The organism is Paraburkholderia phytofirmans (assembly GCF_046028095.1).
GTDB classification, from domain to species: Bacteria; Pseudomonadota; Gammaproteobacteria; order Burkholderiales; family Burkholderiaceae; genus Paraburkholderia; species Paraburkholderia phytofirmans_A.
Map to the genome: position 1 here is coordinate 686,341 of NZ_JAQQDJ010000004.1, position 19,458 is coordinate 705,798.

General features: G+C 63.1%; 22 protein-coding genes and 2 pseudogenes. 7 read left to right on the plus strand and 17 right to left on the minus strand.

What is annotated here, in order from left to right:
* Positions 1-21: 21 nt before the first annotated feature.
* Together PQR54_RS15690 and PQR54_RS15695 are read right to left on the minus strand one after the other, a co-directional pair.
* Complete coding sequence (locus PQR54_RS15690) at positions 22-327, minus strand: panthothenate synthetase (protein WP_408247103.1); 306 nt, start codon at positions 325-327, stop codon at positions 22-24.
* 128 nt (positions 328-455) lie between these two features.
* Positions 456-1,088, minus strand: a complete 633-nt coding sequence (locus tag PQR54_RS15695; RefSeq protein WP_408247104.1) for a methylated-DNA--[protein]-cysteine S-methyltransferase — start codon at positions 1,086-1,088, stop codon at positions 456-458.
* Between the two features lie 291 nt (positions 1,089-1,379).
* On the opposite strand from PQR54_RS15695, the gene PQR54_RS15700 reads away from it, so the two are divergent.
* Complete coding sequence (locus tag PQR54_RS15700) at positions 1,380-2,717, plus strand: leucine-rich repeat-containing protein kinase family protein (RefSeq protein ID WP_408247106.1); 1,338 nt, start codon at positions 1,380-1,382, stop codon at positions 2,715-2,717.
* A gap of 79 nt (positions 2,718-2,796) precedes the next feature.
* A complete protein-coding gene (locus PQR54_RS15705) occupies positions 2,797-3,786 on the plus strand; it encodes a substrate-binding domain-containing protein (RefSeq protein WP_408247108.1) in 990 nt (329 codons plus the stop codon).
* A gap of 71 nt (positions 3,787-3,857) precedes the next feature.
* Here the strand turns inward: PQR54_RS15705 and PQR54_RS15710 are convergent.
* Positions 3,858-4,291, minus strand: a pseudogene (locus PQR54_RS15710) (PRC-barrel domain-containing protein).
* A gap of 271 nt (positions 4,292-4,562) precedes the next feature.
* Between PQR54_RS15710 and PQR54_RS15715 the strand changes: the two are divergent.
* Positions 4,563-5,738 (plus strand): glycosyltransferase family 9 protein, encoded by a 1,176-nt coding sequence (locus tag PQR54_RS15715; RefSeq protein ID WP_408247110.1) that lies wholly within the window; start codon positions 4,563-4,565, stop codon positions 5,736-5,738.
* 104 nt (positions 5,739-5,842) lie between these two features.
* Positions 5,843-6,247 carry an ester cyclase gene (locus tag PQR54_RS15720; RefSeq protein WP_408247112.1) on the plus strand — a complete coding sequence of 135 codons (405 nt, stop codon included), beginning with the start codon at positions 5,843-5,845 and terminating at the stop codon, positions 6,245-6,247.
* Positions 6,248-6,329: 82 nt separating this feature from the next.
* Here the strand turns inward: PQR54_RS15720 and PQR54_RS15725 are convergent, their stop codons facing one another.
* Positions 6,330-7,556 (minus strand): NAD(P)/FAD-dependent oxidoreductase, encoded by a 1,227-nt coding sequence (locus PQR54_RS15725; protein ID WP_408247114.1) that lies wholly within the window; start codon positions 7,554-7,556, stop codon positions 6,330-6,332.
* Between the two features lie 228 nt (positions 7,557-7,784).
* Here PQR54_RS15725 and PQR54_RS15730 point away from each other — a divergent pair, with 228 nt between their 5' ends.
* Complete coding sequence (locus PQR54_RS15730) at positions 7,785-8,246, plus strand: MarR family winged helix-turn-helix transcriptional regulator (protein WP_116123046.1); 462 nt, start codon at positions 7,785-7,787, stop codon at positions 8,244-8,246.
* Between the two features lie 132 nt (positions 8,247-8,378).
* Here the strand turns inward: PQR54_RS15730 and msrA are convergent, their stop codons facing one another.
* The 3 genes from msrA to PQR54_RS15745 form a co-directional block, all read right to left on the minus strand.
* Positions 8,379-8,885: a peptide-methionine (S)-S-oxide reductase MsrA gene (gene msrA / locus PQR54_RS15735; protein WP_408247116.1), complete on the minus strand. Its 507-nt coding sequence runs from the start codon at positions 8,883-8,885 to the stop codon at positions 8,379-8,381.
* 163 nt (positions 8,886-9,048) lie between these two features.
* A complete protein-coding gene (locus PQR54_RS15740) occupies positions 9,049-9,321 on the minus strand; it encodes a hypothetical protein (RefSeq protein WP_408247118.1) in 273 nt (90 codons plus the stop codon).
* An 85-nt stretch (positions 9,322-9,406) separates the two neighbouring features.
* Entirely contained in the window at positions 9,407-9,832 is a 426-nt protein-coding gene (locus tag PQR54_RS15745; protein WP_408247120.1) for an Ohr family peroxiredoxin, read from the minus strand.
* 290 nt (positions 9,833-10,122) lie between these two features.
* Between PQR54_RS15745 and PQR54_RS15750 the strand changes: the two genes are divergently transcribed.
* Positions 10,123-11,259 (plus strand): FUSC family protein, encoded by a 1,137-nt coding sequence (locus PQR54_RS15750; RefSeq protein WP_408247122.1) that lies wholly within the window; start codon positions 10,123-10,125, stop codon positions 11,257-11,259.
* A gap of 39 nt (positions 11,260-11,298) precedes the next feature.
* Here the strand turns inward: PQR54_RS15750 and PQR54_RS15755 are convergent, their stop codons facing one another.
* Positions 11,299-12,210, minus strand: a complete 912-nt coding sequence (locus tag PQR54_RS15755; RefSeq protein ID WP_408247124.1) for a LysR family transcriptional regulator — start codon at positions 12,208-12,210, stop codon at positions 11,299-11,301.
* 167 nt (positions 12,211-12,377) lie between these two features.
* On the opposite strand from PQR54_RS15755, the gene PQR54_RS15760 reads away from it, so the two are divergent.
* The gene (locus PQR54_RS15760) at positions 12,378-13,478 is read left to right on the plus strand and encodes an NAD(P)H-dependent flavin oxidoreductase (protein WP_408247126.1); all 1,101 of its coding nucleotides are present in this window, start codon (positions 12,378-12,380) and stop codon (positions 13,476-13,478) included.
* Between the two features lie 42 nt (positions 13,479-13,520).
* Here the strand turns inward: PQR54_RS15760 and PQR54_RS15765 are convergent, their stop codons facing one another.
* The 9 genes and pseudogenes from PQR54_RS15765 to PQR54_RS15805 form a co-directional block, all read right to left on the minus strand.
* Complete coding sequence (locus tag PQR54_RS15765; RefSeq protein ID WP_408247128.1) at positions 13,521-13,757, minus strand: tautomerase family protein; 237 nt, start codon at positions 13,755-13,757, stop codon at positions 13,521-13,523.
* A gap of 60 nt (positions 13,758-13,817) precedes the next feature.
* Positions 13,818-14,528: an SDR family NAD(P)-dependent oxidoreductase gene (locus PQR54_RS15770; RefSeq protein ID WP_408247130.1), complete on the minus strand. Its 711-nt coding sequence runs from the start codon at positions 14,526-14,528 to the stop codon at positions 13,818-13,820.
* A 218-nt stretch (positions 14,529-14,746) separates the two neighbouring features.
* Positions 14,747-14,950, minus strand: coding sequence for a DUF3734 domain-containing protein (locus tag PQR54_RS15775; protein ID WP_408247132.1), 204 nt, complete (start codon positions 14,948-14,950; stop codon positions 14,747-14,749).
* Between the two features lie 6 nt (positions 14,951-14,956).
* Positions 14,957-15,721: a hypothetical protein gene (locus PQR54_RS15780; RefSeq protein ID WP_408247134.1), complete on the minus strand. Its 765-nt coding sequence runs from the start codon at positions 15,719-15,721 to the stop codon at positions 14,957-14,959.
* Between the two features lie 10 nt (positions 15,722-15,731).
* Complete coding sequence (locus PQR54_RS15785; protein ID WP_408247136.1) at positions 15,732-16,598, minus strand: DUF2092 domain-containing protein; 867 nt, start codon at positions 16,596-16,598, stop codon at positions 15,732-15,734.
* A 65-nt stretch (positions 16,599-16,663) separates the two neighbouring features.
* Complete coding sequence (locus PQR54_RS15790) at positions 16,664-16,957, minus strand: hypothetical protein (RefSeq protein WP_408247138.1); 294 nt, start codon at positions 16,955-16,957, stop codon at positions 16,664-16,666.
* Positions 16,958-17,071: 114 nt separating this feature from the next.
* Entirely contained in the window at positions 17,072-17,638 is a 567-nt protein-coding gene (locus tag PQR54_RS15795; RefSeq protein ID WP_408247140.1) for a lipid-binding SYLF domain-containing protein, read from the minus strand.
* A gap of 209 nt (positions 17,639-17,847) precedes the next feature.
* Positions 17,848-18,546: a potassium channel family protein gene (locus PQR54_RS15800; RefSeq protein ID WP_408247142.1), complete on the minus strand. Its 699-nt coding sequence runs from the start codon at positions 18,544-18,546 to the stop codon at positions 17,848-17,850.
* 45 nt (positions 18,547-18,591) lie between these two features.
* Positions 18,592-19,458: pseudogene (locus PQR54_RS15805) on the minus strand (hypothetical protein); the annotation flags it as partial.

Genomic DNA, 19,458 nt, shown 5'->3' on the forward strand with positions numbered 1-19,458 from the left:
GCGAACCGCCGATGGCAACCGCTATTTCCATTTCGAGCCGAGATTCTCAAGTCCGGCTTTCTTCAGGTCTTCCGGCAACATCGCGATGCGCAATTCGCAGTCGGCGTTGAATTTCAGAAACCACGGCTCCGCGAGCGCGGGAATCGACGACGCGTTGTCGACATCCACCACGACGACTGCTCCGCGCGCTCCACTCTGCTCGGTGAAGTAGACGGCTTCCGGTTTTATTTCTTCCAGTATTTTCCCGATCACTTGTCCGACGGTGCCCTCGCGCACCATGGTGTTGAACGGTTCGTGCGGGATTCGTATGTTGAGAAGCATGCGCATGTCATCCTCCTGTTGACGCCCAAAGGGCTTCTTAAGGATAGGTGCTTTATGCGGACGGTAATGCGATCTATCACGAAGCGTTCAACGCGATGCAGTGAGTCCTCTGCCATCGCGGACCATGCATCCGGTCAATTTCCGAACAGTGACGCTTGCGTGCCGCGGCTCGGCGCGTGGCGCGCGGGTTTCGTCTGAGCTTCGGATTTGATCTGAGTCTTGACCGTCGCCCTTTCTTCGAGCGCGAACATGTCCGTTTGCCCGTCCGCTTCCGCTTCGAACGAAGTCTGTCCGGCCTCGAGCGACAGCAGCAGCATCTTGTTCGCCAATCCCCCCGCAAAGCCGGTCAAATCACCTGACGCGCCGATCACCCGGTGGCACGGCGCCACGATGGAAATCGGGTTCTTGCCGTTCGCCGCGCCGACTGCCCGCACTGCATTGACGTTGCCGATCTGCGTTGCGATTTCCGAGTAGCTGCGCGTCTGGCCGAACGGTATGGTCAACAGCGCGGTCCACACCTGCTTCTGAAAGTCCGTTCCCTGGAACGTGAGCGGAAGGTCGAATTCATGCCGCGTGCCGGCGAAATACTCGTTCAACTGCCGTTCGGTCTCGATCAGCACAGGCCGGTCATTCGCTTCGATCAGCTCACCAAGGCGCACGCGGTTCGGCTTGTCGTGCTCCCACAGAATGGCAGCGAGGTGCTCGCCGTTCGCAACGAGTTTCAACTGACCGACGGGCGAATCCATCAACTTGTACGCGTATGTCACTTTGCTTGCTCCTGACTGGTTGGAGGCGCAGATGCGCGCAAGGCGGGTCTGCGAATACGCGCGCCGTGCGCGCCGAATATCCGACAGTGTGAGCCTCGCTGTCTCTGATTACGCTCCGGATCTTGCTGTCCAATTCCTCGCCACCGATGACAGTCGGCGGCTCGTTGTTCTGGACGGGACGATGCATCACTGTACAACCCTTTTCAACCGTTTTCGCGCGAGGCTCGTGACTCAGTAGAATTGATACCTTCGATTTGAAGCGTACTGGCAACCGGACTCTCTTCCACGACTGTGACGACGACACTTGATCAATTGCGGGCCGGCCAGCTCGCGGGCACGCGCCGGCTGAAACTGGCTTGCGGCCTGGCTGAATTTCCGCGCGAGATTTTCGACCTCGCCGACACGCTGGAAGTTCTCGACCTGTCGGGCAACGCGCTCACCTCGCTGCCCGACGATCTGCCACGTCTGCGCAAGCTGCGCATTCTGTTCGGCTCCGACAACCCGTTCACCGAATTGCCCGAAGTGCTGGGACAGTGTTCGCAATTGAGCATGGTCGGCTTCAAGGCCAACCGCATCCGGCAGGTATCCGGCAAAGCGCTGCCGCCGCAATTGCGCTGGTTGATCCTCACGGACAACGAGATCGAAGTGTTGCCTGCCGAAATCGGCGGCTGTACGCAATTGCAAAAGCTGATGCTGGCGGGCAACCGTCTGCGAACGCTTCCCGAGGAATTGGCGACCTGTTCGCAGCTCGAATTGCTGCGGCTCGCCGCGAATCAGCTCGATGGACTGCCTGACTGGTTGCTGCGTCTGCCGCGGCTGTCCTGGCTGGCGTACGCCGGCAATCCGTTCAGCGAAGCGCTCGAAGCGGCCGCGCTGATCGATACGCCGAGCGCCGCGATAGCGTGGCACGACTTGAAACTCGAAGCGCAGTTGGGCGAGGGCGCCTCCGGTGTCATCTATCGCGCGGAGCTTGCGGGTCGGCACGGCGCGTCCCGCTCTGCCGCGGTGAAACTGTTCAAGGGCGCAGTGACCAGCGACGGGTTGCCCGACTGCGAAATGGCAGCCTGCATTCGCGCGGGCGATCATACGAACCTGATCCCGGTGACGGGGAAAGTGAAGGATCATCCCGCCGGTACGCACGGCCTCGTGATGGAACTGATCGATCCGCAATTCACCAACCTCGCCGGTCCGCCGAGTCTCGAATCCTGCACGCGCGATATTTATGGCGCCGACACACGCTTCGATATGGCTTCGGCGTTGGGCATTGCGTACGGTATCGCGTCGGCGGCGTGTCATTTGCATGAGCAAGGCATCATGCATGGCGATCTGTACGCGCACAATATCCTGTACGGCGGACAGGGGCGTGCGTTGTTGGGAGATTTCGGCGCGGCGTCGTTCTATGCTTTGGGCGATCGGAGCATCGGCCTCGCGCTTCAGCGCCTCGAAGTCAGAGCCTACGGTTGTCTGCTCGAAGAGTTGCTCGAACGATGCGATTGGCCGGAGGCGTCGGCGAACATTCGCGCTCTCCTGGTGGAGTTGAAGGACAATTGCTTGAGCGAGGCGATCGACAGCCGGCCGTTGTTCGATGAAATCACCGCGCGTTTGCTCGCGCTGATGGGCGATCGATGAACAACCGGCAGCGCTATGGCCGCCTTTCGTCCGACTGCAATACTGCGATTCATCAGCGCGGCCTAGAAGGAGAGATTCGATGATGCAGAAGACGCCCCGCAGGATGTCGTCCTGGAGGATGCGTCGCCGGGTGGTGTTTGCCGGCGCGCTGGCCGCGGCCGGCATCGGCGGTGCGGCCAATGCAGCGGTTACGCCGGGCGGCAAGCTCAAGATCGCGCTCGTGCTGAAGTCGCTTGGCGACCCGTTCACGGTGGCGATGGCGAACGCCGCGCAGAACTACCAGCAGCACTACGCCTCGCAATTCGATTTGACGGTGCGCGGCACGGCCACCGAAAGCGACACGACTGGGCAGATCCGCATGGTCGAGGAGATGATCAAGGCGAAGATGAACGCGATCGTCATTGCCCCGACCGATTCGAAGGCGCTGACGGCGGTCGTCGCGCGCGCGATCAAGGCGGGCATCATCGTGGTTTCGATCGACAATCCGCTCGACGAGGCGTTTCAGGACGCGGCCGGCATTTCCGTGCCGTTCGTCGGCCCGAACAATCGCAAGGGCGCGCAGCAGGTGGGCAATTATCTGGCGGAGCGGCTCAAGGCGGGCGATCAGGTAGGCATTATCGAAGGCAGTTCAACCGATCGCAATGCACAGCAACGCACGGACGGTTGCCGGGATGCAATGAACGCCGCGGGGATCAACATCGTCGCGGTTCAGGCCGGCGACTGGGACTATGGGAAGGGTCGCGACGCCGCTTCGAAGATGCTCAGCGAGCATCCGCAGATTCGCGGGTTGATGTGCGGCAACGACAATATGGCAATGGGCGCAGTCGACGCGGTTCGCGATGCGGGCAGAACCGGCGGCGTGTACGTCACCGGCTACAACGATATCGACGCGATCAAGCCGTTGATCGCCGATGGCCGCGTGCTCGCCACGATCAATCAGTTCGCCGCGCGGCAAGCCGTATTCGGCGTCGACGTGGCCTTGAAGGCGGTGACCGAACAAAAGAAGCAGAGCGAATTGTCGAGCGTGATTGAAACGCCGCTGCAGCTCGTCACGGCCGCGAATCACTAAAAGCGCGAGCTGTCGCAAAGCCGCTGCGAACGTGAGCGGTCTCACGCTTGCAGCGGCGCATGTCACGTCGACTATTCCGCCTTGACCTTGCGTGGCTTGGTGGCTTTTTCGAGCTTGTTGTATTCAAACTCAGGCACCGACTTCAACGCATCTTTCGTCGCGCCGGCGAGGAACAGGTTGCCGTCGCGGATCTCGAAGTGATCCACCGGGATCGCCACATAGTGCTTGCCCATGCCGAGGAAGCCGCCCACCGACACGACCGCATACGTCGCCTTACGGTCCGGCGAAATGATCACGTCATAGATGCTGCCGATCTTGTCGTTCAGATCGTTGTAGACCGGCTCGTCGACAAGGGCGCGCCGCACGCTCCAGCCCTTCAGCAGCGCATTTTGGTTTGCTCGACCGTGCCGCCGAGCGGTTGCAGCCCGGCAATCTGCGCATAGGCGCCTTGTGAGGCGCAGATCGCGGCGAGAGCGGTCGCGCAGATCAGTGTTTTTGCTTTCATTTTCTGCTCCTTGTTGTCTGTTTGGCTGTCAGCTTCATAGCCCCGTATGCGGAAGCACGTGACGTGCCCGGCCGCATTTCAACGCGGCGCGAGCATACCCAGTCCACGGCTCTGTACGCCTGGACACAGAGCGCATTGCGGCAACCATGCACAATCGGCGTGAGATCCGGGCGGCGCCTGTGGCGCATCTGCGCCCGGCGCGCCAGCTACGCCTGTCGGCGCGAACCGATGCGCGGCGACGGCGGCCACCGCCTGCCGCATTGGAGACGCAATGGGTTGGAAAAGTCTGCTGATCGAAACACCGGTCTGGTTGATGGGCCGCTTCTACCCGCAACGGTTCGATCCGAGTCGCGACACGCCCCGCGAGATTCTCGTGCTGCGTCCGAACGATTTCGGCGAACTGCTCACCACCACGCCGCTCTTCGAGGCGCTGCGCAAGCGTTTTCCGACGACACGCCTGATCGCCGGCGTAGGCAGTTGGGGGCGTCCGATCCTCGAGAACAATCCCTTCGTCGACGAGATCGTGGAAATCGACGCGCCCTGGAATAACAAGCTGGTCGAGGACCGCTCGCACGGTAACGTGCTGCGTTTTCTGTGGAAGTCTCCACAGATCGCCGCACTGCGCGCGCGCGGCGGCTTCGATGTGGGTATCGACGTGCTCGGCAGCTACATGGGCGCGCTGCTGATGATGCGCACGGGCGTGCGGTATCGCATCGGCGTGCGCGGCTATCGCGGCGGCTGGAGCGGGTGTCAGGCGTTTATCGAATTCGCGGCCCGCCAATGCGGCCGCGCCGCGCTCGCACAGGGCGAACTGCTCGGCGCGACGGCGCTGCCGGAAGCGCGCCCGCAACTGTTCCTGACCGGCGACGAGCGCGCCACCGCATCGCAACTCTGGAATGTGGGCAACGTGCCGGGGCGCCGTACCGTGCGGTTGATCGTCGGCGTCGGGGCCGGCGTGCCGACCAAGGCATGGGACGCGCGCCAGGTCGGCGCCGCGCTCGCGCGGATCGCGCAGACATTGGAACAAGCCGGCGATGCGTGCGACATCGTGATCGTCGGCAGCAAAGCGGATCAGGCGCGCGCCGCCGAGGCGATCGCCGCGGCGGGTTCGGGCGTGCCGGTCCGCTCGCTGGCAGGCGAGGTGCCGATGCGCGTCATGTTCGCTCTAACCGAAGAGGCCAACGTCGTGCTGACGAACTCCACGATGCTGATGCACGTCGCCGCCGCGTTTCGTCGTCCGACCGTTGCCGTGATCGGCGGGAGCATCACCCGACCCGATAGGCACGACGCTATCTGGGGTTATCCGCCGCCGTATCGCAGTGTGTCGCCTGAGCAGTATGTCGCGGGCGAACCTGCGCGGAACTGGCCGAGCGTCGAGCGGGTCGTGCAAGCGGTGCTGGAGACGGTCGACGCGCAGCAGCGGGCGCAAGTCGGCGGGACAGCCTGAGGCCGTGCCATCGCTGCGATTTCCGAGCGGTTTATCCACGGCGGTAGAATCTCAATTCTTCCTGCCTCGCAGCACGGACCTTGTACAAGGACGGAGCCATTGCCGTGGACACGCCTGACCTCTACAAACTCTACCGGGATTACATTGGCTGCCTGAACAAACAGGACTGGCCGAACCTCGGGCAGTACGTCGACGACGATGCGCACTACAACGGTCAGCGCATCGGCTTATCCGGCTACCGCGAGATGCTGGAGAGAGACTTCCGCGAAATTCCGGACCTTTATTTCAACATTCAGTTGTTGATTTCGGATCCGCCTTATATAGCCAGCCGGCTCGGCTTCGTTTGTACGCCAAAGGGAACGTTCCTCGGCCTCGCCGTCAACGGCAAGCGCGTTTCCTTCACGGAGAACGTGTTCTACCAATTCCGCAATGGAAAGATCGAGCAGGTGTGGTCGGTGATCGATAAGGCGGCCATCGAAGCGCAGCTCGAATGCAACGACGCCGCTTGAACATTGAGCCGTTAGTTTTGCGGGCTGCCCGTCACTGCCGTACTGGTCATAATCGTCGGCGTCGCTCGCGAACTCCGCAGGTTCAACGAGCCGCGGCGGTTGGCGGCGGTGTCTGCACGACAGGCGCGGCGGCTTGCAGGATCTCGTCTCGAAGGCCCGTGCGCGGCGGATAAATGCGTATGCAGTTGATGGTCTGCTTGGTCGCCTTGGCGGTGTCGCCTTCGGACACGAGATGCCGGTCCCAGCCCTCCGTGTACACCGCACCCCAGGGACCGAGATCGAGAATGGTCGTGTACCAGTCGATATGAAGCGGCAGCATCTCGCCACCGAGCAGATCGCAGACGACGTTGTGACCGGCGTAGCGTCCCATCGGCCGACTGTGCTGGCATGACATGACTGATGGCCGTGCGCCGTCGATCAACACGCGCGCGCAGTCACCCGCAGCGAATACATGCGGGACGTTTTCCACGCGCATGAAGGCATCTACCGGAAGGCGTCCAAAAGGATCGAGCGTCACGGGGATTTGCGCGGTCAACGCGTTCGCGCGCATGCCGCCGCACCAGATCACCGTGGCCGCATCGATGCGCCTGCCATTCGTGAGCTCCACGCCGTCGACGTCCACCGACTGCAAGGACACGCCGGCGAGCATCTCGACGCCGAGCGCATCCATGGCGCGCTCGATGACAGGCTGCGCGCCGCCCATCGCCTGGCCGATCTTCGCCGAGCGATCGGCCAGCACGACATGCACGGCGTCGCGATGCGCGTCGCCCGCGATGCCGTGCAAGCGCGCCGGCAGTTCGGCTGCCAGTTCGATTCCCGTCAAGCCGGCCCCGACCACGACGGCCGTAAACGGACTCGCCGCACTCGCAAGCGACGGCAAGCCGCGCAAGTGCGCCGCGAGTTTCGTTGCGCCTGAGAAGGTATCGACGTCGAACGCGTGCTCGGTCAAACCAGGAATGTCGGGATGGACGAGCTGGCTGCCCGCCGCGATGACGAGCCGGTCGTAGGGCAGCGTCTGCGCCAGCCCTTGGGTCTGAACGGTGATGCGGCCGTTTGCCGAATCGATGCCGGAAACTTCGCCTTCGACGAGCCGCACGCCGATCGGCCCGAGAACATCGGCGAGCGGCACGCGCGTCTCGTCCAGATTCTGTTCGTAGTTCCGCACCCGGATACTGTGATACGGCGTGCCGTTGATCACGACCACTTCCACCTGATCGGCGGGTACGCGCAGTTCATCGAGTTTGCGCGCCGCGCCCACCGCGCTCCACAGTCCGGCGAAGCCTGCGCCGATCACCACGATCCGCTTCAAGACGTTCTCCTATGGGAATCCTGTGTCGACCTTTCAAGTGTTCGGCGCAGCGGCCGATTTGAGGGCCATGATTGTCCGCGCTGGTAGCTTACTCGAGCTGAAGCGGACGCTGAAGCCGATCGTCAGTGCTCCTCCGCCATGTTCGGCGGTTTGAGCGACTGCGATATAATCGCATGCGATGTATAATGCCGTTAGCGAGGCGCAAGCCTCTACCCAACGAGGACGAAGATGAAATCGACCGACCAACCCGCTTCCACGGATGTGAAGCTTTCCGACTTCTTGTGTTTTGCGGTCTATTCCGCGAACCTGGCATTCGGCAAGGCCTATAAGCCGATTCTCGAAGAGCTTGGGCTGACCTACACGCAATACATCACGATCATTGCGCTGTGGGAGGAGGACAACCAGACCGTCAGCAGTCTGGGCGAGAAGCTGTTCCTCGAGTCCAACACGCTTACGCCGATCCTGAAGAAGCTGGAGGCGGCGGGTTATGTGGAAAGACAGCGGGACCCGGAAGATGAGCGTCAGGTGCGGGTGGGTCTCACGAAAAGTGGCCGGCGCTTGCGCGAAAAAGGTCTGAATATGGACCTCGTCGAAGCAACCGGCCTCGCGCCCGATGAGTTCTCGAAAGTGCAGAAGGCGATCGTGACGCTGCGCAACAATCTCGTCAAAGCGGTGCAGAACGGGGAATGAGCGGCGGATCATGCGATCCGAGCGCCCATCATCAGGCGCCCTGCCAAACGAAGAAGCCCGCGGACATCGTCCGCGGGCTTCTTCGTTTATTGCGCCACGGCAATGCTCGACCGTTGGCGCTCCATTTAACCGTTAGCCGCGCTCCGGCAGCTTCCAGTTCGGACGCACGAAATGACACGTATAGCCGTTGGGAATACGCTCCAGATAGTCCTGGTGTTCCGGCTCAGCCTCCCAGAACGGGCCGGCCGGAGCAACTTCGGTGACCACCTTGCCGGGCCAGAGATCAGAAGCCTCGACGTCGGCGATGGTGTTCTCGGCCACTCGCTTCTGCTCATCGTCGAGATAGAAGATGGCCGAGCGGTAGCTCATGCCGATGTCGTTGCCCTGGCGGTTCTTCGTCGTTGGATCGTGAATCTGGAAGAAAAACTCGAGGATCTTGCGATAGCTGATCTGGCTCGGGTCGAACACGATCTCGAGCGCCTCTGCGTGCGTGCCGTGGTTGCGGTAAGTGGCGTTGGGCACGTCGCCGCCGGTGTAGCCCACGCGCGTGGACAGCACGCCGGGGTAGCGCCGCAGCAGGTCTTGCATGCCCCAGAAGCAGCCGCCGGCCAGGATGGCGGTTTCGGTTTGCGTCGTCATTTCAATCCAATCCTTTTCGTCAGTGGTTGGCTCGCCGTCTATCGGATGCGATCCCGCAAGCATGCCAGAGATCGGCTCGGCTAGCCGACCGGCAGGCAAAGCCCATCATGCCGCCATTGGCATGCGTAGCCGGCCGGGATCTTGCCGCGGCCGGCGGCGCGCCTCAATGACGTGCGTAAAGATTGTCGCGAGGCGCGACGGCAACCCGGCTCGCGGATTCCGACTGACCGGAGACCACACCGCCATACGCCGCTTGCGAGCCGGTTGCATCGTCGTTACTTGCGGCGACGGTTTGCGCGCTCTGGCCGCGTTGCGACGCCGGGGCGCCGACCGAAGGCCGGTAGAAGGGAGCTGGACCATAGCCGCTGGCGAACGCGGGTGCGGCGGCGGAAGCAGAAAGTGCGAGGAGCAATACAACAACGAGTTTGGTTTTCATGGTGAAACTCCGCCAAAAAATGTTCGATGTGGGGAGCGAGCCTTGCCGGATCGCACCCACGAATGCCGGTTCAGTGATGGAAAAATCAGGCGACGTTGACGACGACGTCGATGTTCCCGCGCGTGGCTTTCGAATACGGGCAGATCTGGTGTGCTTCATGCGCGATGGCCTCGGCGACTTCGCGCGCCACGCCCGGTACGCTGACGTTGAAGCGGGCCTGGAGCAGGTAGGCGTCGCCCGTCATGCCCAGATCCACCTCGATATCCACGGACAGATCGGCCGGCAGCGTCACTTTCTTCGCCTGAGCGACGAGGCCGATCGCCGAGATGTAACAGGCCGACCAGGCGCCCGCGAACAGCTGTTCCGCGGTCGGATGCGCCTCTACAGCCGGGAACGTGATGTCCGCGCCGGCGCCTTTGCCCGCCGACAGATTGAGGTCGACGCGACCGCCGCGGCCGCTGAACGTCGTGTGGGTTTTGCCGGTGAGCAGGACTTTTTCGATCTTGGTCATGATGAATTCCTTGAAGAACAGAGCTGTGAAGTTGCTTTAAATCGTATGCGATGCAATCGCATGCGTCGAATAATGGAGGAGAAGTTTTGCCTTGTCAAGCGTATAAGATTAAATCGCATGCGATTTTATTGTCTGAAGCGGCAGACGGGTGCTGGCTGCGCGGCGACGCGCTTGCCTGATCGGGCCGGCGACGCGGCCGCTGGCGACGGTTTCCGGGCCGTCCGCGCGGTTCCGATCGACTAGACTACGAGGTAGCCCAATCCGACGCGCACCATACCGTGAAGCGAAAGATGATCCCCGAGGACGACAAGATAGTAGGCGCCGATGCGCAAAGTCGCGCGGCGAGCGATGGCATTCGAGGCGAGCCCGCGGGCGAGGGTGGGCGTGGCGTCTTAAGCCTCGCGACGACATGGCTGGAGCAGTTCGATCCCGGCACGCATCGCCGGATCAAAGGACTACGGCTCGTCACCGCCTACGGGATCGCCGCCGCGCTTGGCACTTTGCAGGACGTCACCCACGGTCTACCCGGCGCGACGCTGGTCGGTTCGCTGGCCGGCAATTTCGCACTTTGGGCCAGCGTCTCGGAAGCGCGCATCTCCCGGCCCGAATCCAGCCGCGACCTGGCATTCCTGTGTGCCGCCGCCGTGCTCGGCGCGGCCATGTTCATCGCGTTCGCCCCAATCCTGCAGACCATCGGCGCGGCGGGCCCTGAACTGACGCTCGTGACGGGCGCGTTTCTCGTCGGCTACCTGAAGCGCTTCGGCATTCTGGGCGCGGGGATGGGCTCGCAGATATTCATCGGCCAATTGCTGGCCTACAACGTTCATCTGACGCCGGTCGACATGCCGGCCGTCGTGGTGGCGGGACTGATCGCCACGCTCGCGTCCATTGTTCCGCGTCTGCTCAGCGGTCCGGCGGAGCGTCCGGCCATGACGGTGCTTTCGCCCGTCGACGTGCCGGATCGCTGGAAACTTTCGGCGGAACTCATCATGGGCCTGCAGGCAGCGAGCGGCGCGCTGGTCGTGGTCGTGTTGAACGAGACGATCGGACTCAAGGAGTCCGCCTGGGCGATCACGGCAAGCACCTACGTGGTGGCGGGCTCGGCGAGCGGCACGGCCGAGCGGGTGCGCAGGCGGATCATCGGCACCCTGGTCGGCGTTCCGCTGGGTCTGGCCTGCCTGCCGCTCGTCGAGCACGTGCCGCTGCTCGCGTGGGCCGCCGTCGCGGCCGCCATGATCATCTACGCGATGGCCTTGCCCGAGCGCTACGACATCGCTTGCGGGGCGTTCGCTTTCACCTTGGTCGTGACGCTGGCGATCGGCGGCGTGCACTCCATTTCGTTTCTCGGCGCGCGCGCGTGGGAGACACTCCTCGGCGGAGTGGTCGGCCTGCTGGCGGCGAAGTTCATCTTTCCGCTGCGCGTGTGACGGATGTTCGTGGCGAGCGTCGCGCGATCATCCGCCCGCCTACGATCCCAGCTTTTCCATCAGGAAGTCGACGAAACTGCGCACGCGCGACGAGAGATGCCGCGCATGCGGATAAAGCAGCACGAACGGCCGCGAACAGCCGCCATAGGGAATGAGCAACTCCTTCAGCGTTCCCGCCGCAATGTCTTTCTCGACGATGAACCGATAGGTTTGAAAAATACCCGCCCCGTGACGCGCCAGCGTGGCCCCGGCAAGCACGTCGCCCGACGACGTGTATCCGCCGCTCGTCATCGTCTCGACGACCTCGTCCTCGTATTTGAACAGCCACGGAAGATTGCGGCCGGTGCTCGGCAACGCGTACTGGACACAGTCGTGATGGACCAGATCGTCGGGCGTTTTCAGTTTGGCGGCGCCGCGCAGATAAGCCGGCGAAGCGACGACCACCAGTTCCGCGTCCTCGATCGTGCGCGCGATCAGCCCGGAGTCTCCGGGCGCCGCACCGCGAATGGCCAGGTCGAAGCCTTCTTCGCCGAAGTCGATGTTGCGATTGCTGAGATGCGTTTCGACCGTCACGCCCGGATAGCGTTGGCGAAACTCGGCCAGCAGGGGCAGCACGCGATAGTGTCCATACGGCGTCGGCATACTGATGCGCAGCACGCCAGTCGGCGCGGTTTGCTGTCCGGTCGCTTCGCGCTCGGCTTCGGCGAGTTGGGCCAGCGCCAGACGACATTGTTCGAAGTAGCGTCGCCCCGTATCGGTCAGCCGGATCTGCCGGGTGGTCCGCACGAACAATCGCACGCCGAGGCGCTCCTCCAGACGCGCGACCGTACGGCTGACGGCGGCTGGTGTGACGCTCGCGGCGTTTGCGGCCTCGGTGAAACTCTCCAGTTCGGCCGCCAGGCAGAACAGTTCGATACTGCCCAGAAGGACATCTTCAAATTGACGCTGCATGGTCTCTCGGCGAGGTGCCTGATAGCGCGGTCTGGTCGGGCGGTGGAACGCCCGTCCGAAATGGCCGCGACGGGAACGCAGCGGCGGCTCGGCCGCGTTCGGCGCGGAACAAGGGTTCGTACGGAATATGAGGACTATATTGTAGTGAGACTCGATGAGGAAGCGACATGACCGATCAGACAGGCACGCGTGCCTTGCTGCCCTTGCTGGGCATCGACAAACCGATCATTCAGGCGCCGATGGCGGGCGTCTCCACGCCCGCACTGGCCGCGGCTGTTTGCAACGCAGGCGGGCTCGGTTCGTTGGGCGTTGGAGCGATGAACGCCGACGGCGCGCGCAAGGTGATCCGGGAGACGCGCGCACTGACGGACAAGCCGTTCAACATCAACGTGTTCTGCCATCAGCCTGCACAAGCGGACGCGGCGGTCGAGCAGCAATGGTTGAACTGGCTTGCGCCGCATTTCGAAAAGTACGGGGCAACGCCGCCAGCAAAGCTGTCGGAGATCTACACGAGCTTCCTTGCGGACCCCGCCATGCTGGCGGTTTTTCTGGAGGAGAAGCCGGCGATCGTCAGTTTTCACTTCGGCTTGCCGTCCGCCGACGTGATCGCCGAACTGAGGAAGGCGGGCATCAAGCAGCTCGCCAGTGCGACAAATCTGCAGGAAGCGGCGCAGCTCGAAGCAGCGGGCGTGGATGCGATCGTGGCGCAAGGTATCGAGGCCGGCGGGCATCGCGGTGTCTTCGACCCGAATGCATTCGACGACCGCCTGGGCACGTTCGCCCTGACGCGTTTGCTGGTCAGGGAATGCCGGCTGCCGGTGATCGCCGCCGGCGGCATCATGGACGGCGCGGGCATCGCGGCAGCGCTCGCGCTCGGCGCTCAGGCCGCGCAACTTGGTACCGCCTTTTTGGCGTGCCGGGAAACATCGATCGACGAGGGTTATCGTCGCGCATTGCTTGGCGAGGCGGCGCGCCGCACGACTTTCACGGCGGCGATCTCCGGGCGACTGGCGAGAAGCATGGCGAACAGCTTCACGGCGCTCGGCGCCGACCCGCGTTCACCCCAGCCGGCCGCCTATCCCATTGCCTACGATGCCGGTAAGGCACTGAATGCGGCAGCGAAAGCGAAAGGCGAATTCGGCTACGGCGCGCATTGGGCAGGCCAGGCCGCCGCGCTGGCAAGGTCGTTGCCGGCGGTGGAACTGATGGCCCAGCTGGAGCGCGAACTGAAGCAGAGCATCGAGCAACTGCAACAGTTCGCGAACTGAAAACTAACAGCCCAACGGGTTGGAGCGACTCCGTTGCGACGCTCAACCCGGCTTCTGGGCTAGCTGCTTGCGATAGGCCCCGACCGGCAAGCCGCCCCAGCCCCAGTTCTCCATGTCCACTTCTTCGATGACCACGAAGGTCGCTGCGAGCGGCTTGTTCAGCACGTCCAGCAGCACCTGGCTGACGCCGGCAATCAGCCTGGCTTTTTCGTCGGCCGTGACGGCATCGTTGCCGGGTTTGGAACCTTCGCGGGTCACCTGAATTGTGACGATAGGCATGGCGTTCTCCGTAATGCTCGGTTGACGTGGAGGGCGCCGGTCGGCGGCGCCCCGGCGCGATCAGTGGCCTGCGCTCTGGCCGCCGTCGACGTGCAGGATCTCGCCCGTCACGAACGGCGCCGAGTCCAGGAACAGGACAGCGTTCACGATATCGCTCATCTCGCCCATATGCCCGACAGGATGCAGTGCGCCGAGCGCCGCATGAGTTTCTTCCGCATGCATCGGCGATTTGATGATGCCCGGCGAGACCGCGTTCGCGCGGATGCCCTTCTTCGCATATTCGATGGCGAGGGACTTCGTGGCCGCGTTCAGGCCGCCCTTGGTCAGCGAGGCCAGCACCGAGGGCACGCCGTCGATGGCGTGGTCGACGAGACTCGTCGAAATGCTGACCACGTGGCCGCTGCCGTTCTTTTCCATCTCGGCGATGGCCAACTGCGTGATGAAGAAGAAGCCGTTGAGGTTCACCGCGGTGACCTTTGCGTAGTCTTCGGCCGTATAGCTGGTGAAGGGCTTGGCGACGAAGATGCCGGCATTGTTGACGAGCGTGTCGATACGGCCAAAACGGGCGATGGCTTCACGGATCACGCGCTGCGCGGTGGCCGGTTCGCCGATATCGCCTGCCACGGTCAGGACGTTCGGATCTTCCGAGGGCTTGACCGAACGTGCGGTTGCGACGACGCGGTAGTCGAGCTTGCGAAACGCGTTGACCAGTTCGGCGCCGATGCCTTGCGATGCGCCCGTAACGACAACGACTTTTTGTGATGTGCTCATGGCTGAATCTCCGGATAAGTAACTTGGGATCAAAATGCTGATCGGGCCGGTGGCTCCGATGGGTATGAAATCTAGGCGCATTGGCGCCGATCTCGAACACCCGCCATGGACAAACAGTGTTGCGTGCCAGGTACAAATGGGTTTTGCGGTGAGTGAGCAGGCGCGCACGGCCTATGCCGCGCCCGAGGTCGCGAGTCGTTGTTGCGGAGTTGACGCGATTATTTTTGGCGTTCCGCCAAGGCTGTGCGAAAGACCGAGAGGCCTTCCATCGGGTCCAGCCTGTTCCGCCGGGGCGCGCGCTTCAGTAAGCGGGCCGTGTCTTCGTAAACCGCACGCCAGCGCCGTTCGATGCCGGCCGAAGAAAAATCGATGTCGCTGTGCAGGCCGTCGTTATCGAATGCCGGTGCGTCGAGTTCCAGCACCGCGTGTCATGGCGCCGGCACCACACGATAATAGACGCCGTTGGCGCCGTAGGCAGGCGCGAACCAGGTGTTGCCGCATAGGTAGTACGTCGTGCCGTGAACATTCGGCGCAACACAGCCGGCCGGCAGTACGGCATACACCGCGCCCATGGCAAAGCCCGGATTGGCGGCGGCTCCTGCCGCCACACCCGCGTTGTAGGCGTTCGAGGTGGCCGCTGCCGTGTTGGCGGAGGCGATGGCGGCGCCCGCCGCGACCCCGACCGCCACGCCCGCGGCGGCGGCGCCCGCCGTGGACCAGCCTCCGCAGTTGTAGCACCCGGAACCATACGTATTCACGGTGACGGGCGGATGGTAGGCCGGATACCGCGCGCCGTAGTAAGCACTGTGATACGCCGTGGCTCCGGAAGCGCTCGTATAGCTCGTGTAACCGGAGCCCGTCGCGTGGTACGCGCTGCCGCCATATGCATTGCTCGCGGACGTGCCCTGGCCGTATGTGTGGGTGGCGCTGCCCCCATATGGATTGGTCGCGGTCGTCTGTCCCGAACCGGCCTGATGGGTCGCCGTGTCGCCGTAGCGGCCGGTCGCGGTGGTCCCTTGCCCATACGTATGGGTTTCGCTGCCGCCGGCAAAATCGGTGCGGGTCGTGGAGCCCGAGCCGGGTGCGTGATAAGTACCGCCGCCGTAGGCGTTCGCATGCGACCACGCGAGCGCATCGGCCGCGACGAGCACTGGCATTAGCAGCGTCGCCAGATGGATGACGAGGTTCTTCATGTTCGTCTCCTCACTGCACTTTGTGATGCAGCGCTTTCGGCGGCGGCTTCATTCCTGGCGCATTCGTGGCGTCGGGACGCGCGAATGCGATGCGCGCCGCGCCGGCTATATCGGGCGCCGTGAAAGCGTCCGCAGCCACAGGCCTATCCAATTGCCAGTCGGACAATTCCAGCACGTGACGCAACTGCAAGCGATCGTTCAGATAGATGGCGTAAATACGCCGTGGCAGCTTGTCTTCCGCACCGATCCAGATCTGCACGAACACGCCTCCGGTGACGTAGGCCACCATGTCCGTCGTCGTTGCGCCCACCACTTTCGATTGGCCGATATAGAACGCCGTCGTCAAGCCATCGGCAATGTCCTTGTACGGATCCGCGACGATGACATCGGTAAACGGGAAATAGATCGCGCCGGTATCGAACGCGGCCTGCAGTGCGGCGTCGATCGTGGGTGGTGCATCGGCAACCGCGACGAGTTTCTCCGCGGGCGCGACGGCCGTCATGGTCTTGCCGTCGTAGTAGAAATCGGAAGCCGGGCCGTCGTCGAGCGTCACGACTCCCAGCTTGTCGGGGCGCTGCATGACGACTTCCGAGCGGGTGGAGTAGACGAGGGGAGGGCCGAGGCGGCTCGGGCTTTCATACGAGACGACCGCCGTGAACGACATGGAACGCGCCGCGGCGAGGCGGGCGCACGCTGCCTTCAGAATATCGACTGCACGCGGCTCGAGCCCGGGCTTGAACGCGGGCACTGCGCTTTTCACCGTCGTCTTCGCGGCCACTTTGGAACTGTGTGGCGGCTGTTGCCCGTAGCCGCCCGTTGTCAGCGCGAGGCCAAGCGCAATGACCACAATTCGCCGAAGCAGGTTCGCGTGAATCATCAGGGCCTCGTGGAGTCAATGCGTTTGCGGCGTGTGCCGCCGGGCGATGCCGACGACAGTTGCAATCACGGGATCATGCCGCACTCGAACAACTTGTTGGCAACCGGCGCGGCGACTCTGTCGATGAACGCGGCACGCATTTGCGGATCGTCATGCAGTAGCTGCAACGCCTGTTGTTCCCGCTCCGGCCTGGGGGCGTTTTTCTTCGCGCGTTCCTGCCACAACTGCTCACAGGTTGCCCCTTGGTACTTCTGAATCACTTTGCCGGCGACCATGTCGAGCATCGGATATTGCTGGGCGATGGCCGCACTGGCGAACAGGGCCGCCGGAACCATTGCCAGCCAGTTGAGACGCATCATGATGGTTTGGACCTCGGTTCGTTGGATTCACACTGCCGCGCCGAAAGCGGACTGCAACGACGACACTCCGCCTGCGCGATGTTCACCTTGCGCAGGCGAAGCTCCACCCGAATATCAAGGCGTGTATTTAGTGATCTTCTGACCTTGCACGCCAAGACCCGCCATCAATCCCTGCTGTCCGTAGATGAACGCATAGACGTCGTCCTTAAGCGTGGTGGTGGTCATGGACTTGCCCATCCCCGCGTCCACGACGACCACGCTAGGGCCCATGCCGATCGACCATCCGTCGCTGGTATTGAGGTAACTGATGGCTGAGTCGGTCATCAGGAACATTGCTTCCGAGAACGTCTGGCCGCCGGCCTGCAGCCCGTAGGAAACAGCACGCGCCGTGTAGTACCCCATCACCGTGCCGTCAGGCGCGAACATCACACCCTTGCCGCCCTGCGCTCCGGCAATGAATCCGACTTTCAGAATGTCGGGGAATACCAGCACGGCTTTGGCCAGTTTCTGAAGCTGTTGCGTCCGCGGTGCACTGGTGGCCAGTTGTTGCAGCGACGCGCGCGCCTTCGCCTCGAGGTCCGGGTCGGTTCCAGGCGCCGCGCCCGCCTGCTGTTGCGTCGAACAGGAAACCGCGACTAGCAGCATGGGAATAGCAAGGGCAAGCCGAAGGTACTTGAACATGTTCGTGCTCCATTCAGGGAAATGACGTCACGTTAGAAACGCGGCTCGCGCGTCGGATGGTTCGCGGCTCGGATACGCTGTGTGATCGGGCGGCCGATGTTGCTGTCCGTTCACGTTGGTTGAAATAAATAGTGGTGTTGGCGAGACCTAAAGACAATTGGACCTTGGTCCAATATCGCGCGGACAAACGGCACTTGAACGGCGATGGTTCATGACGGATCTTTGCCGTGGTCGTCGGCGGCGACGTGCAGCGACACGAGCCGTGCTAGCACGATGGCGGGATAAAGCTGGCCGATCAGCGCCTCGAGAATCGCAAGTGATCTTGCGATGTGAGTGACCGGCGTGATGTCGCCATAACCGACTGTCGTCAATGTGACGAAGCTGAAGTAGAGCCAGGTGGCGCGATCGTGTGGCGCGCTCTCATGTGTTATGCCCGCATAAGAACCCGGTATGTGGCTATTGACGAGTTGATAAGCCTCCGCCCACACCACGCCGGTCAGGATGTACAACGCCACCGCACCGAGGATGCGGTCGAACGTTGCGCGACCCGTACCGAATACCTTGATGCCGACCACCGCGCCGAGAATGGCGAGCGACAGAAGCGCCGTGACGTCGAGCAGGCCTGCGATCCTGTCCAGCGGGAAAAGCCACGCGGTGCTGCGAATCATGATGGCCACGCCGGCGGCCACCGAGACCGTCACGCATTGCCTGCGGTTATCCGACACAGCCGCGATCCCACTGAGCAGAATCAGCGACAGCAGGACGTCTCGCGCGATTCGCACGAGGAAGCTATTCGGCACGAGGGCGAACGGCACGACGAAAACGTCGAGTACGAGCAGACAAAGGAGCAGCGCCATGCTGCCGATGCGCAAGCGTCCGGTGCGATCACGCTGCCGCCCGAATGTCATCGCCGTTCCTGGTTGGCCGTCGTGTGCGGCTATGCCGGGGGGGCGTTAGCGGCGGAAGCCACCGCCGCCGCCCCTTGCGCCGATGCCATTGCCCGCCGCCCCGCCTGCGCCACCGGATTGAGCGTAGCGTTGGGTTTGGGCAGCGCCTCGCTGGCGGTTCTGCATCTGTTGATTCAGATCGTTGGAGGAGGGCTGCGCATTGCCGGGCCGCGCATTGCCGCCAGAAGGCGATGGGGTCTGCGCGACGGGTCTCGCCGCGCCCTGTGCCTGGGAAGGACGCGATGGCTGCCCTGATTGCAGGGCCTGTTGCGACGCTCGCGCATTGTTGGGCTGCGCCGCAGCAGGGCGCGGCTGCTGCGCGTTCTGGCCATTCCCTGGCGTTGCGGCTGCGTTAGTCGATTGCGCGCTCGTGGCACGTGCCGGCTGGGTCTTCTGCGCGTTCTGTTGCATTGCCCCGGCATTCGCCGCGGCGGTCGTTCGCTGCGTCTGCGTGGACGATGGCTTTGGCGATACGGATTGCGCCGTCGGCTTGTTCACCGTGTTCCACGAACCGTTGTCGTATTTCTGCCAGCTGCCGCCGGTGTTCTTGTAGACGTTGCCGTCACGTCCCGCATAGAGATCGCCGTTGGCGGTCTTGCCAGCGACGGCTCTGCCGTTCGCCGTACTGCCGGCCACCGCTTTGCCGCCCGCTGAATTCTGGTAACGCCCGACCGAACCATTCGCGGTGGTGGAGTGCTGGGTCGCGGCCCATTGATTGCCCTTCGTCACGACCGAACTGCCCCATTGCCCGTAAGCATTCGATCCCTGACGGGTTGCGCCATAGGCGCCGGTGTACGGGTTGTACGCCTGACCGACGCTCGCGCTGCCGTATCGTCCGGAAGCAGTCGCGCCGCGTGCGTACGTGCCCGTATA

Excerpts from the sequence above, each read along its gene's own strand:
- PQR54_RS15690 (WP_408247103.1), bottom strand. The coding sequence starts at position 327 with ATGCGCATGCTTCTCAACATACGAATCCCGCACGAACCGTTCAACACC.
- PQR54_RS15705 (WP_408247108.1), top strand. The coding sequence starts at position 2,797 with ATGATGCAGAAGACGCCCCGCAGGATGTCGTCCTGGAGGATGCGTCGC.
- PQR54_RS15715 (WP_408247110.1), top strand. The coding sequence starts at position 4,563 with ATGGGTTGGAAAAGTCTGCTGATCGAAACACCGGTCTGGTTGATGGGC.
- PQR54_RS15730 (WP_116123046.1), top strand. The coding sequence starts at position 7,785 with ATGAAATCGACCGACCAACCCGCTTCCACGGATGTGAAGCTTTCCGAC.
- msrA (WP_408247116.1), bottom strand. The coding sequence starts at position 8,885 with ATGACGACGCAAACCGAAACCGCCATCCTGGCCGGCGGCTGCTTCTGG.
- PQR54_RS15740 (WP_408247118.1), bottom strand. The coding sequence starts at position 9,321 with ATGAAAACCAAACTCGTTGTTGTATTGCTCCTCGCACTTTCTGCTTCC.
- PQR54_RS15745 (WP_408247120.1), bottom strand. The coding sequence starts at position 9,832 with ATGACCAAGATCGAAAAAGTCCTGCTCACCGGCAAAACCCACACGACG.
- PQR54_RS15750 (WP_408247122.1), top strand. The coding sequence starts at position 10,123 with ATGATCCCCGAGGACGACAAGATAGTAGGCGCCGATGCGCAAAGTCGC.
- PQR54_RS15755 (WP_408247124.1), bottom strand. The coding sequence starts at position 12,210 with ATGCAGCGTCAATTTGAAGATGTCCTTCTGGGCAGTATCGAACTGTTC.
- PQR54_RS15760 (WP_408247126.1), top strand. The coding sequence starts at position 12,378 with ATGACCGATCAGACAGGCACGCGTGCCTTGCTGCCCTTGCTGGGCATC.
- PQR54_RS15765 (WP_408247128.1), bottom strand. The coding sequence starts at position 13,757 with ATGCCTATCGTCACAATTCAGGTGACCCGCGAAGGTTCCAAACCCGGC.
- PQR54_RS15770 (WP_408247130.1), bottom strand. The coding sequence starts at position 14,528 with ATGAGCACATCACAAAAAGTCGTTGTCGTTACGGGCGCATCGCAAGGC.
- PQR54_RS15780 (WP_408247134.1), bottom strand. The coding sequence starts at position 15,721 with ATGAAGAACCTCGTCATCCATCTGGCGACGCTGCTAATGCCAGTGCTC.
- PQR54_RS15785 (WP_408247136.1), bottom strand. The coding sequence starts at position 16,598 with ATGATTCACGCGAACCTGCTTCGGCGAATTGTGGTCATTGCGCTTGGC.
- PQR54_RS15790 (WP_408247138.1), bottom strand. The coding sequence starts at position 16,957 with ATGATGCGTCTCAACTGGCTGGCAATGGTTCCGGCGGCCCTGTTCGCC.
- PQR54_RS15795 (WP_408247140.1), bottom strand. The coding sequence starts at position 17,638 with ATGTTCAAGTACCTTCGGCTTGCCCTTGCTATTCCCATGCTGCTAGTC.
- PQR54_RS15800 (WP_408247142.1), bottom strand. The coding sequence starts at position 18,546 with ATGACATTCGGGCGGCAGCGTGATCGCACCGGACGCTTGCGCATCGGC.